8 protein-coding genes are annotated in these 12,859 nt (G+C 73.3%); all 8 read left to right on the forward strand.

Features of this window, described 5'->3' with window-relative positions; all coding sequences use genetic code 11:
* The first annotated feature begins 82 nt into the window (after nucleotides 1-82).
* The 8 genes from ABGB14_RS33055 (at nucleotide 83) to ABGB14_RS33090 (ending at nucleotide 12,851) form a co-directional block, all read left to right on the forward strand.
* Nucleotides 83-787 (forward strand): GntR family transcriptional regulator, encoded by a 705-nt coding sequence (locus ABGB14_RS33055; RefSeq protein ID WP_347647761.1) that lies wholly within the window; start codon nucleotides 83-85, stop codon nucleotides 785-787.
* Nucleotides 788-874: 87 nt separating this feature from the next.
* On the forward strand, nucleotides 875-2,320 hold the full coding sequence (argG, locus tag ABGB14_RS33060; protein ID WP_347647762.1) for an argininosuccinate synthase: 1,446 nt from the start codon (nucleotides 875-877) through the stop codon (nucleotides 2,318-2,320).
* A gap of 65 nt (nucleotides 2,321-2,385) precedes the next feature.
* Complete coding sequence (locus ABGB14_RS33065; protein WP_347647763.1) at nucleotides 2,386-3,111, forward strand: LuxR C-terminal-related transcriptional regulator; 726 nt, start codon at nucleotides 2,386-2,388, stop codon at nucleotides 3,109-3,111.
* Nucleotides 3,112-3,203: 92 nt separating this feature from the next.
* On the forward strand, nucleotides 3,204-3,731 hold the full coding sequence (locus ABGB14_RS33070) for a hypothetical protein (RefSeq protein ID WP_347647764.1): 528 nt from the start codon (nucleotides 3,204-3,206) through the stop codon (nucleotides 3,729-3,731).
* A 716-nt stretch (nucleotides 3,732-4,447) separates the two neighbouring features.
* A complete protein-coding gene (locus ABGB14_RS33075; protein ID WP_347647765.1) occupies nucleotides 4,448-5,161 on the forward strand; it encodes an alpha/beta fold hydrolase in 714 nt (237 codons plus the stop codon).
* The gene (locus ABGB14_RS33080; RefSeq protein ID WP_347647766.1) at nucleotides 5,158-5,988 is read left to right on the forward strand and encodes an SDR family oxidoreductase; all 831 of its coding nucleotides are present in this window, start codon (nucleotides 5,158-5,160) and stop codon (nucleotides 5,986-5,988) included. Before ABGB14_RS33075 ends, ABGB14_RS33080 begins: the two co-directional genes overlap by 4 nt.
* 52 nt (nucleotides 5,989-6,040) lie before the next feature.
* On the forward strand, nucleotides 6,041-8,995 hold the full coding sequence (locus ABGB14_RS33085; RefSeq protein WP_347647767.1) for an amino acid adenylation domain-containing protein: 2,955 nt from the start codon (nucleotides 6,041-6,043) through the stop codon (nucleotides 8,993-8,995).
* Complete coding sequence (locus ABGB14_RS33090) at nucleotides 8,988-12,851, forward strand: amino acid adenylation domain-containing protein (RefSeq protein WP_347647768.1); 3,864 nt, start codon at nucleotides 8,988-8,990, stop codon at nucleotides 12,849-12,851. Before ABGB14_RS33085 ends, ABGB14_RS33090 begins: the two co-directional genes overlap by 8 nt.
* Nucleotides 12,852-12,859: the final 8 nt, after the last annotated feature.

Consider the following 12,859-nt stretch of genomic DNA (forward strand, 5'->3'; position numbering starts at 1 on the left):
GCTTGGGAGGCAACGTATTCATTGCATGCAATGCATGTCAAGAGTGTTCGAGAGGCGATTGCATGCAATGTATACTCGCCGCATGGCGGTCTCTTCCGAATCCCAGCCGGGCAGCGCCCATGCGGTCTACGTGGCGCTGCGCCACCGGTTCTCGGAGGGGCGATACGCCCCCGGCCAGCGGCTGACCGAAGCCGCCGTGGCCGCCGACCTCGGCGTCAGCCGCACTCCCGTCCGCGAGGCCATCGGCAGGTTACTGGCCGAAGGGCTGGTCATCCCCGCCGCCCGCGGCGTCGCCGTCGCGGCGCTGACCGTCGCCGAGGCGGAGCACCTGTTCGTCCTGCGCGCCACGCTCGAAGCGCTGGCCGCCGAGCTGGCCGCCACCCGGCAGGCGCGCGGGCAGCTGGCCCCCGCCGACATCGACGCGCTCGACAAGGCCGTCGACGCGGTCGAGGCGGCGGTGCAGACCCACGACGCCCACGCCTCCGCCCAGGCCAACCTGGCCCTGCACCGCGCCATCGGAGCGGCGGCCGGCAACCCGTTCCTCGAGGACACCCTGCACCGGGTGTGGGACCGCATCGCGGTCACGACCGTGGCCAACCTCGACGACCCTCACTGGGCCGGCGCGATCACCGAGCAGCACCGGGCCATCGTCGCCGGAATCCGCGCGGGCGACCCGGAGGCGGCGGGGAGGGCGGCCAAGGCGCACATCGAGGCCGCGGGGCGGGCGTACAAACCGGCCTCGGAGAACGAACCCCGAGCCGCGGCGGCCACGCAGCCCGCGCGCTGAGCCGTTCTCCGGAGATCGCGACACGGCGGAGGGGCCGTCGCACGATGATGTTGCATGATCATGCATAACTATGTATATACTTCACGCGTGTCCAAGGTTCTCACTTCTCTGCCTGTCGGCGAACGTGTCGGCATCGCCTTCTCCGGCGGCCTCGACACCTCGGTAGCGGTCGCGTGGATGCGCGAGAAGGGCGCGGTGCCGTGCGCGTACACCGCAGACATCGGCCAGTACGACGAGCCCGACATCGCCTCGGTGCCCGGGCGCGCGACGGCCTACGGCGCTGAGGTCGCCCGGCTGGTCGACTGCCGGGCCGCCCTCGTGGAGGAGGGCCTCGCCGCTCTGGCCTGCGGGGCGTTCCACATCCGCTCCGGCGGCCGGGGCTACTTCAACACGACCCCGCTGGGGCGGGCGGTCACGGGCACCCTGCTGGTGCGCGCGATGCTCGAGGACGGCGTGCAGATCTGGGGCGACGGCTCCACCTTCAAGGGCAACGACATCGAGCGCTTCTACCGCTACGGCCTGCTGGCCAACCCGTCGCTGCGCATCTACAAGCCGTGGCTCGACGCCGGTTTCGTCAGCGAGCTCGGCGGTCGCACCGAGATGTCCGAGTGGCTGCTGGAGCACGGCCTGCCCTACCGCGACAGCACGGAGAAGGCCTACTCCACCGACGCCAACATCTGGGGAGCGACCCACGAGGCCAAGGCGCTGGAGCACCTCGACGCCGGCATCGAGACCGTCGAGCCGATCATGGGCGTGCGGTTCTGGGACCAGAACGTCGAGATCGCACCTGAAGACGTCACCATCGGCTTCGAGCGCGGCCGCCCCGTGACGATCAACGGCAAGGAGTTCGGCTCCGCCGTCGACCTGGTGCTGGAGGCCAACGCCATCGGCGGGCGGCACGGCCTGGGCATGTCCGACCAGATCGAGAACCGCGTCATCGAGGCCAAGAGCCGGGGCATCTACGAGGCGCCGGGCATGGCGCTGCTGCACGCGGCCTACGAGCGGCTGGTCAACGCGGTCCACAACGAGGATACCCTCGCCGTCTACCACAGCGAGGGGCGCCGGCTCGGCCGCCTGCTGTACGAAGGCCGCTGGCTCGACCCGCAGGCGCTGATGTTGCGCGAGTCGCTGCAGCGCTGGGTCGGCATGGCGATCACCGGCGAGGTGACGCTGCGGCTGCGGCGCGGCGAGGACTATTCGATCCTCGACACGTCGGGGCCGGCGTTCAGCTACCACCCGGACAAGCTCTCCATGGAGCGCACGGAAGACTCCGCCTTCGGGCCGGTCGACCGCATCGGCCAGCTGACCATGCGCAACCTCGACATCGCCGACACCCGCGCCAAGCTGGAGCAGTACGCCGGGCTCGGCATGGTCGGCGCCGACCACTCGGCGTTGATCGCCGCCGCGCAGGCGCCCTCGACCAGGCTGATCGGCGCGATGCCGGAGGGCGGGGCCGAGGCGATCGCCTCCCGTGGCGAGGCCCCCGAGGACGAACTCCTCGACCACGCCGCGATGGAGTCCGGCACCGACTGACCCTCCGCTCCAGCAGACCTGGGCCCCGTACGCCACAATCGTCGGAGAACGCGGCGAGGAGGCGTATGGACGAGGGCGTGTCGCTGACGCAGCTTGCCCATCGGCTGGAAGAGGTGGTGGGCGAGCTCCGCGGCATCCCCGTCGACGTCGAGCGGCTCGAAGACAGCGAGCTGGTACGGCAGCAGATCGCGCAGTTCGCCGGTTCCGCCCGCGAGCTGCGCGCCATGCATCCGGTGGGCATGCCCGCGCGGGGCCGCGAGGAGCAGAAGAGCCGGCGCAGCGTGCTCGACGCCCTGCGGCGCGGCATGACGATGCGCACGATCATCCACTCCGGTGTGCTGGACGACCCGTACAAAGCGGCCCGCATCAGGGAGCTGCACGCAGCCGGCGACCTGCACCGGGTCGTCGACGAGCAGATCCAGCAGCTGCTCGTCTTCGACCGCGCGGTGGCCTTCCTGCGCATCACCCCCGTCGCCTACGCGCCCGGAGCCCTGGTGATCAGGCAGCAGAGCCTGATCACCACCCTCATCGACCTGTTCGAGCAGACGTGGGCGAGGGCCAGAGAGGTCACCGAGCCGGCGCACCGGCTGACCCCGCGCGAGCGCGAGGTGCTGGCGCTGATCGCCGAGGGCCGCTCCAACAGCGCCGTCGCCCGTGCCCTGTCGATCACGGAGGCGGCCGTCGGCAAGCACGTGGCCGGCGTGTTCGCCAAGCTGGAGCTGCCCGCGACCGAGGACGACAACCGCCGGGTGCTGGCGGTGCTGGCCTACCTGCGCGGAGCGGCGCGGTAGCGCGGTGGGGGTAGGGCCAGGCCCACCGCGTTCTCGGCCCAGCCCCCATGTGGGCGCGAGCCGGCATGCGCTTTACTAACGCCGTGCAACGTATGACTGGATTATTGGTCGGTGCGGTCTTCGGCGCGGTCTTCGTCGTCGTCAACGCGCAGAGCCCGCTGAACACCGTGACCGTGAATGTGCTGCGGGTGGCCGCCTGCCTGGCCGCCGCGGGGGTGCTCGCCATGTGGTTCGCCACCGCCAGGAGAGAACGGCAAGGGGCGGAGGCGCGGCGCGGCATGTTCGGCCGTGGCTATCTGCTCATCGTCGCCGCCGAGGTGATCCTGCTGTTCGGCGGGCTCAGGGTGCTGTCCGCCTGGGGGCTCCCCGAGCAGGCCAACGTGGCCTGGGTGGCGCTGGTGGTCGGCGTGCACTTCGTCGCGCTGGCGCCCGTCTGGAAGGACTGGAGCATCGCCGTGCCCGGCGTGGTGCTCACCCTGCTCGGCGTCGCCGGGCTCGTCATGACGCCGACGGCGGCCGTGGCGTGGGTGCCGGTCGTCAGCGGCGTGCTGTCGGGCGTCGTGCTCCTGGCCGGCGCCGTCACCCTGGGCTGGCGCGCCGTCCTGCGCCCGGCGGCCTGACGGCCCGCGCCGACGAACTCCGTCGACTCGTTGGACAACCCTTCCTCCTCAGAGAACGCGCTCGTCGCCCCCGCACGCCCAGCGGGGGCCGAAGCCGGGCGAACAGGCCGCGCTCGCCCCGGTTCGCAAGCCTCGAACCCGCATGCACCCGAGAGATGCGATCAACCCGCCGTCTCACATTCTGACACAGGTGATTTACATACGGCTACCCCAAACTTTAGATTCAGGACATACGCTCTCGGGCGCGTGCTTCCTGGCAAAGAATCAGGAAGGCATCCGGGCGCCCGATGGAACGATGCAAGATCCGCCGGACCCACACCGGAGACGGCTATATAGCAGCAGGTCGGAACAGCAATGGCAGGCCCTCGAAGCAGGGTCCGGCCTGTGACGCCGGAGGGCACCGAACCGCCACCGTCTGTCACAGGATCTTCATGTTCGGCTTGACCTAAAGGACCGAAACTCCGTAGTTTTGGCCGTCGTTCGGCATGCTTGGGGCCGCAACGAGCGATGCGCGACGCCCGCCCCGGGCCCGGCCCGGCTTGCGGTCGCGAATGGACGGGGGAGGCGATAGAGGCCAGCGGTCCGACCAGGAGCATCACCCAAAGTCACCGGGTTGGACCACTACGTAATCGGCTGAGGAGATACTCACCCGAACGGTGACGTCCCCGCAGGCCAGGATTCCGCCTCTGGACGATCGATCGGAGAAAGTCCGCTTCATGGAACCCACGTACCTTGTCTGCCTGCCCTTCGCCGGCGCTGGAGCGTCGTTCTTCCGTGGATGGCAGCGGCAGGCCCCCGACGAACTGAACATCCTGCCGGTGCAGCTGCCCGGCCGCGAAGAACGCTTCAACGAAGCCCCCTACACCGACGTCACCCGCGCTGCCGAGGCGGCCTGCACCCAGGTCCTGGCCAGGATCGACGGCGCCACCCCGCCCGTGGCGCTCTTCGGCCACAGTCTCGGCGCCGTGCTCGCGTACGAGCTGGCGAACCACCTCGCGAACGTCAGAGGCGTGCGGCCGGAACGGCTGTTCGTGAGCGGGTCGCCCAGCCCGCACGACGGGCGCGAGACCAAGGCCAGCGGCCTCAGCGACGACGAGTTCCTGGCCAGGGTCAGGGAGTTCTCCGGCTACACGCACCCGGCCCTCGAAGACCCGGAGATGCGTTCGCTGCTGCTGCCCGTGATCCGGGCCGACGTCGAGATGCACGAGACGTACGAGCCCGCCACGGACAAGCCGCTGCCGATCCCGGTCACCGCGCTGCGCGGCCGCGACGACGAGCTGGTCGACACGGCGCAGCTCGCGCAGTGGGGGCGGGTCACCAGCACGGAGTTCAGCACCGCCGAGCTCGACGGCGGCCACATGTACCTGGCCGACGACCCCACCCCCCTGCTCCAGCTGATCACGGACGAGCTCTCCAGGGCAGGCACGTGACGCTGCGCCTGGCCGGGAAGACGGCCGTCATCACCGGCGCGGCCCGCGGTCTCGGACGCGCCACCGCCCAGGCGTTCGCCCGCGAGGGAGCCGACCTGGTGCTGATCGACATCGCGCGCGACCTGCCGGGCGTCCCCTACCCGCTGGGCTCCGCCGGCCAGCTCCGGCACACCGAGGAGCTCTGCCGCCAGGCCGGCGTCGCCGTGCTGGTCAAGGAGGCCGACGTACGCGACCTGAGCGAGGTCGAGGACGCGGTGAGCATCGCGGTCGACCGGTTCGGAGGCGTCGACGTGCTCGTCAACAACGCGGGCATCGCCGCCCCGTCCGGCAAGGTGACGCACGAGATCGACGAGCACGAGTGGCAGCTGATGCTCGACGTCGACCTCTCGGGCGCCTGGCGGGCCATCCGCGCGGTCGGCAAGCTCATGTCCGAGCGCGGCTCGGGCAGCATCGTCAACGTCGCGTCCACCGCCGGGCTGGTGGGCTACCGGAATTTCGCCGGCTACGTCGCCGCCAAACACGGTCTCATCGGCCTGACCAAGGCGGCGGCGCTCGACTACGCCCCGCGCCAGGTGCGGGTCAACGCGGTGTGCCCCGGCTCGGTCAGGGACGACCCGCAGGTCGAGGGCCGGATGCTGGCGGAGATCGCCCGCTCGCTCGACGTGCCCGTCGGCACGCACGAGGAGACGTTCCTGCAGGCCCAGCCGGCCAACGCGCTCATCGAGCCCGACGCCGTGGCCTCCGCCGCCGTGTGGCTGGCCTCCGACGAGTCCCGCCAGGTCACCGGCAGCGTGCTCACCGTCGACGGAGGCTTCACCACGCGCTGACGCCCCGCCGACCCGGCCGTGCCGCCCTCCCGAACCCACAGGAGATCACTCTGTGTACCGCACCGTTGACGCCTGGCCGCTGATCCCCGCGGCCGGCCCGCCGTCCGGGCACTGCCATGCCCGGCGGACCCGGCTGCCCGCAGGCGCCGACGCCGCCCGGATGGCGCGGATCCTCGACCAGGCCGCCCGCCTCTGGTGGGGCGGGCCCGCCCGCCTGTGGACGGAACGGGTGCCCGCCGCCGCCGGCTCGGCGGAGGCCGGGAGGAGGCTCGACGCCGAGCTGTTCAGGCCGGTGCACCCGGAAGGAACCGGGCTGCGGGCCGTCCTGCTGGAGTACGCCGACGGGCCCGCCGACCTGGTGCTCGTCGCGCACAGGGCGCGCTTCGACGCGACGTCGCTGCGGATGGTGGCCGAGGTGCTCACCGAGCGGGTTCCCCGCGAGCGCTTCCACGCCGGTCATACGCCGGCGCCCGCCCCCGACGCCGAGCTGGTCAAGCGGTGGCAGGAGGCCGACTACTCGGGAGCCACCGTCGAGTGGGCGGCCGGGGACGCCGCGGCGGGCGACCGTACCGGGGTCGTGAGCGTGCCGGTCCGCGAGTCGGCGCACCTGGCCGCCCGGATCGCGGTGGCGGCCGCGCTGGTCCTCGGACGGTACGAGGGCCGGCGCTGTCCCGTGATCGGCGCCCTGGCCGGGCTGCCCTCGCGCCCGGAGGGAGCGCTGGGAGCGTACGACGCAGGGACGCTGCTGGCGGTGGATCTGTCCGGCGCCGCCACGACGGGCGAGCTGGTGGCCGGGAGCGCCCGGATCCTCGACGGCGAGGGCGGATGGTGCGACTCCCGCCAGTACGCGCGGCTGTGCGCGGAGACGGGCGGCCGGGTCCTGGCCGGGCTCCTGGCCACTCCCTCCGGCGAGGACCCGCCCCGCCGGACGGCCGGCGAGAGCGTCGTCCCCGGCCGGACGTCCGACGAGGACGTCGTCCCCTGCCAGACCGCTCCCTTCCCGCTCACCCTCGTACCCGGCCGGGACCCTGACGGCTCCCCACGGCTCGACGTACGCCACCGGCTGGAGGACGTGGACGAGGAGTCCGCACGGCGGTTCGCCCGCCACGTCGCCCGCGTCCACGAACTGCTGGCCGACGACGACCTGGCCCCCGCCGACGTCGACCTGCTGGACGAACCCGAGCGCCGCCACGTGATCCGCCTCGGCCGCCCGGACAGACCCCTGGAACGGCGGCCGGAGCGGATCGACGAGATCTTCGCCGCCCGGGTCGCGGAACGGCCGCAAGCCGTCGCCCTCACCGGCGAGGACCGCACGCTCACCTACGCCGAACTGGACGAGCGCGCCGGCCGCTGCGCCGCCTCCCTGCACGGCATGGGCGTACGGCCGGGCGACCGGGTGGGCCTCTGCCTGGAACGCACGCCCGACCTGGTGATCACCATGCTCGCCGTGCTGAAGGCCGGAGCCGTCTACGTGCCGATGGACCCCGCCTATCCGGCGGACCGGCTGGCGTACACGGCCGGCGACGCCGCGCTGCGCGTGATCGTCACCCATCGCGACTTCCCTCCCGGCAAGCACCTGACCGTCGTATCCCCCGAACAGCTGGCGGCCGGCGGCGACAGCTCCCTTGACGGCGGGGGCGCGCCGGAGCGGGGCGGCCCCGACGACGCCGCGTACGTCATCTACACCTCCGGTTCGACCGGCCGCCCCAAGGGCGTCGTGGTGCCGCACAGGAACGTCGTCGCCCTCCTGGCGGCCACCGAGGACGACTTCGGGCTCGGCCCGGGCGACACCTGGTCGAACTTCCACTCCAGCGCCTTCGACTTCTCCGTCTGGGAGATCTGGGGCGCGCTGCTCACCGGGGGGCGGCTGGTCCTGGTCCCGTACTGGGTCTCCAGGTCGCCAGAGGAGTTCCACGAGCTGCTGGTGCGCGCGCGGGTCACCGTACTCAGCCAGACCCCGTCCGCCTTCGCCCAGCTCATGGAGGCCGACCGGCTCCGGGACGAGCGGCTCGCCGTCCGGCTGGCGGTCTTCGGCGGCGAACCGCTCGACGCGCGCCCGCTGCTGGGCTGGCTCGACCGGTATCCGGACTGCCGCCTGGTCAACATGTACGGCATCACCGAGACCACGGTCCACGTGACCGCGCAGACTCTCGCCCGTGGCGACGCCATCGCCGGGTCCAGGTCGGTGGGGCACCCGCTGCCCGGCTGGCATGTGTACGTCCTGGACGAGCGGGGCCGGCCCGTCCCCACCGGCGCGCCCGGCGAGATCCACGTCGGCGGGGCGGGAGTCGCCGCCGAATACCTGGGCCGCCCGGAACTGACCGCTGAGCGCTTCGTCCCCGACCCGTTCGCCGGCGGCCGCATGTACCGCAGCGGCGACCGCGGCCGCCTGCGCCCCGACGGGCGGCTCGAGCACCTGGGCCGGCTGGACACCCAGGTCAAGATACGTGGCTTCCGCATCGAGCTGGACGAGATCCGCAGCGTCCTGCTCGACGACCCCTCGGTGACCTCGGCCGCCGTGGTCCTCCGTGACGGCCGCCCGGGCGACCCGCCGGGCGCCCCGCGCGGGGCGGCGGCCGATCACGCCCTGGCGCGGCTCGACGCGTACGTGACGCCGGCGGACGCCGATCCGGCCGCGCTGCGGCGTCGGGCGGCGAAGGTGCTGCCCGAGCACATGATGCCCGCCACCATCACGGCGCTGCCCGCGCTCCCGCTGACCCCGAACGGCAAGCTTGACGTCCGCGCCCTGCCGGAACCGGCCTCGACCCCGACTCCCCCGCCCGCCCCTGCGGAGGATTTCACCCGGACGCTCGCCGCGGTCTGGGAGTCGGTGCTCGACGCGCCGGTGGGGCCCGACGACAACTTCTTCGAGCTCGGCGGCAACTCGCTCCTGGCGATCCGGCTGGGGGCGGCCATGCGGGAACGGGGCCTGCCCGCGCTGCCGCTGCGCGAGCTGTATCTCCATCCGACGGTACGCGGTCTCGCGCGGGTGCTCGGCCATGAGTGAGGACGCGGGACTGCTGGACTGGCTCACCAGCGCACAACCCGCCGGCACCGATCCCCCGAGCCCGGAACGCAGGGACGCGGCGCTCGCGGGCGCGCAGGTCGCGGGCGCGCAGGTCGCGGGCGCGCAGGTCGCGGGCGCGCAGGTCGCGGGCGCGCAGGTCGCGGGCGCGCAGGTCGCGGGCGCGCAGGTCGCGGGCGCGCAGGTCGCGGGCGCGGAGCCGGTCGGCGCGGAGTGCGGGGGCAGCGAAGGCGCGTCAGGGTTCCCCGTCGCGTGCCCGCCCGGCGCCGGGGCGCCGGAGGTGCTGGCGGCCTGGGGCGCGCTTCTCCACCACCACACGGGCCGCCACGACGTGGCCTTCCGCGCCGCCGGCGACGGGGCGGACGGCGTGGTCCGTTTCACGATCGACCCCGCCGGTACGCTCGCCGGCCTGGCGGCGTCGGTGACGCGCGCGCTGCCCGCCGCCGAACCGCACACGCCGGGCACCGGGCCGATGCCCGTACTGGTACGCGGGAACGGGCGGGAGCCGGGCGCGCTCGGGCGGGAGCCGGGCGCGCTGGTGCTCGGGCTGGACGGTGACGGGGCATGGCTGCGGTACGGCCCTGCCGGCGACGCCCTGAGCGCGGACATGGTCGCCCGCCACGCGGCCCACCTGGCCGCCGTGCTGGCCATGCCGGCGGACCGCACGATCCGCGAGCTCGACCCGCTGTCCCCCGCCGAACACGCGAGCCTCGAGCGCTGGAACGACACCGCCACCGGCTACCAGCGGGATGCACGCATCGAGCAGCTGTTCGCCGAGCAGGCCGAGCGGGCCCCCGCCCATCCGGCCGTGGTGCACGGGAGCACCACCCTCACCTATGCCGAGCTGCACCGCCGCAGCTCGTCGCTGGCGGGCTCGCTGCTCCGGGAGGGGCTGCGTCCAGGCGAGCCGGTCGCGCTGCTGTTGCCGCGCACCGTCGAGCTGGTCGTCTCGGCGCTGGCCGTGGTGAAGGCGGGCGGGTGTTACCTGCCCATCGACCCCACGACCGTCCGGGACCGCGTCGCGTTCACGCTGGAGGACAGCGGCGCGAGATTGCTGATCACCTCGGGACGGCCCCCCGCGACGCCCGCCGGGTCGCGGGTCGTCGACCTCGATGACCACGACTGGACGGCCGAGCCGGAGCCGGAGGGGCCGGCGGTGGGCGATGCGGGCGCGCCCGCGTACCTGATGTACACCTCGGGCACGACGGGACGCCCCAAGGGCGTCATGATTCCCCACCGCGGCGTCGTACGGCTGGTGCGCGGCGTCGGATACGTGCGCCTGGACGCCACCACCAGGATGGCGCAGGTGGGGGCGACCGGGTTCGACGCCTCGGTCTGGGAGATCTGGGGCGCGCTGCTCAACGGCGGCACGCTGCACCTCCTCGACAGGGAGACGTTCCTCGACGCCGAGGAGCTGCGGCGGTCGCTGGCCGATGCCGGCGTCACCACGGCGCTGTTCACGTCCGCGCTGTTCGCCAGGCTGGCGGACGAGGACCCGGCGGTGTTCCGGCCGCTGCGGGACCTGCTCGTCGGAGGCGACGTGCTCTCCCCCGGGCACGCGCGGGCCGTGCTGCGCGCCAACCCCGGTCTGCGGCTGGTGAACGCGTACGGGCCGACGGAGAACGCGGTCATCTCCACCGTCCACACCGTCGCCGGGCCGATCGGCGCGCGGGTGCCCATCGGCCGTCCCGTCCCCGACACGGCCGCGTACGTGCTCAACCACGACCGCCTCCCGCTGCCCGTCGGCGTCCCAGGAGACCTGTACGTGAGCGGCGACGGCATGGCGACCGGCTACCACGAGCGGCCAGAACTCACCGGGCGGGCCTTCGTCCGCCGTGAAGGGCGGCTGCTCTACCGGACGGGCGACCGGGCCCGCCGGCTGCCCGACGGCTCGATCGACTTCCTCGGCCGGGAGGACCGCCAGGTCAAGGTGCGCGGTTTCCGCGTCGAGCCGGGCGAGGTCGAAACGGCCCTGCTGGGCGTGGCGGGGGTGAGCGGCGCGGTGGTGGTGCTGCGCCGCACGCCCGAGCCGCACCTGTGCGCGTACGTCGAGGGCCGCGTCGAGGCGGAGCACGTGCGCGCGGAGATCGGGCGGCGGCTGCCCGCCCCCATGGTGCCAGCGCATGTGGTGGTGCTTCCCGAGCTGCCGCTGACCCCCAACGGCAAGGTCGACCTGGCCGGGCTGCCCGCCCCCGAGGTCGCGAGCGGCGGCAGGGCGGCCGTCGACGAGGTGGAGCGCACCCTGGCCGGGCTCTGGGAGGACGTGCTCGGCGTGCGCGGGATCGGCGCCGACGACCCGCTCGACCGGCTCGGCGGCAGTTCGCTGACCGCGACCCGCGTGTCCGCGCTCGTACGCCGCCGCTTCGGGGTGTCCTGCCCGGTGTCGGCCGTGTTGTCGGCCCGCACGGTCGCCGAACTGGCCGAGTTCGTACGGGCGGCGGACCGTACGCAGGTCACCGGGCCGCGTCCCGGCCTGGCCACCGAACGGACCCCGCTGTCGCCCCAGCAGCACGGCGTCCACGTCGAACAGGTCAAGGACCCCGCCGACACCCAGTACAACCTGCCGATCTTCGTGGACCTGCCCGGCCCGGTGGATCACGAGCGCCTGACGGCCGCGCTCGCCACGCTCGTGGAGCGACACGAGATCCTGCGCACCGAGTTCCCCGTGGACGGCGACGGCCACCCCTACCAGCGGGTCCGCGAACCGCTGGACGTCACGATCGGCGTGGTGGACCTGGCGCCGGGCGAGGACCCCGACGCGTGGGCGGAGCGCTGGATCCGCCCGTTCGACCTCGCCAGGGCACCTCTGTGGCGGGCGGCGCTGGTCCGGCACGGCGACGGCGCCCGGCTGGTGCTCGACATCCACCACCTGCTCACCGACGGCCACGCCCTGACCCTGCTCATGGGCGAATGGGCGGCGTTGGTCAGGGGCGAGCGGCCGCCCGGGGCCGAGCTGAGCTACCGGGACTACGCCCAGTGGGCGGCCGGGCCCGAGCGCCGGGCGCTGTCGGAGAGCCAGCGGCCCTTCTGGGAGGAGACGTTCGACCGGCCGGTCCCGCCGCTCGACCTGCCCACCGACCTGCCCACCGACCGGCCCACCGACCGGCCCACCGGCGGGCCGGGCTCTTCGGTGCGTACGACGGAGGGCGGCCATCTCGCGTTCCGGTTCGGCCCGCAGCGGGCCCTGGCGGTCAGGGAGCTGGCCCGCGCCGAATCCGTGACCCCCTTCCACGTGCTGCTGGCCGCGTACACGGCCTTCCTCGGGCAGGTGAGCGGCAGCGCGGACGTGACGGTCGGTACGGCGGCGTCGGGGCGGCACCTGCCGGGCGTGGACCGGGTGCAGGGCATGTTCGTCAACACGCTCTGCCTGCGGGCGCGCCCCTCGGCCGAGCTGCCGTTCCTCCAGCACCTGCGGACCGTGGCCGCGCACGCCGTGGCCGCCGTCGACCACCAGGACCACACCCTCGACACCGCCCGGTACGCGCGTCCGTCCGGCCACGGCAGGCACCCCCTTTTCGACACGTTCTTCGCGGTCCAGGACACCGGGCTGCGGAGGGTGGACTTCCTCGGTGGCCGCCCGTGCTGGCGGCCCGACGTCACCGGGCGCACGATCTTCGACCTCGACCTGCAGATCGAGGTCGAGCCCGACGACTACGCCGCCAGCTGGGCGTACGCCACCACGCTGTTCCTGCGACCGACCGTGGAACTGTTCCGCGACGAGCTGCTGGCGCTGCTCGACGCCGCGATCGCCGACCCGGGCACGCCGCTCGGCGAGCTCCGGCGCGTCGCCGTGACCCCCCATGACCTGTCCGAGCTCGCGTTCGACTTCGACTTCTGATCTGGGTG

This window comes from Nonomuraea sp. B10E15, from assembly GCF_039871615.1.
Lineage (GTDB): Bacteria > Actinomycetota > Actinomycetes > Streptosporangiales > Streptosporangiaceae > Nonomuraea.

Excerpts from the sequence above, each read along its gene's own strand:
- ABGB14_RS33055 (WP_347647761.1), top strand. The coding sequence starts at position 83 with ATGGCGGTCTCTTCCGAATCCCAGCCGGGCAGCGCCCATGCGGTCTAC.
- ABGB14_RS33065 (WP_347647763.1), top strand. The coding sequence starts at position 2,386 with ATGGACGAGGGCGTGTCGCTGACGCAGCTTGCCCATCGGCTGGAAGAG.
- ABGB14_RS33070 (WP_347647764.1), top strand. The coding sequence starts at position 3,204 with ATGACTGGATTATTGGTCGGTGCGGTCTTCGGCGCGGTCTTCGTCGTC.
- ABGB14_RS33075 (WP_347647765.1), top strand. The coding sequence starts at position 4,448 with ATGGAACCCACGTACCTTGTCTGCCTGCCCTTCGCCGGCGCTGGAGCG.
- ABGB14_RS33090 (WP_347647768.1), top strand. The coding sequence starts at position 8,988 with ATGAGTGAGGACGCGGGACTGCTGGACTGGCTCACCAGCGCACAACCC.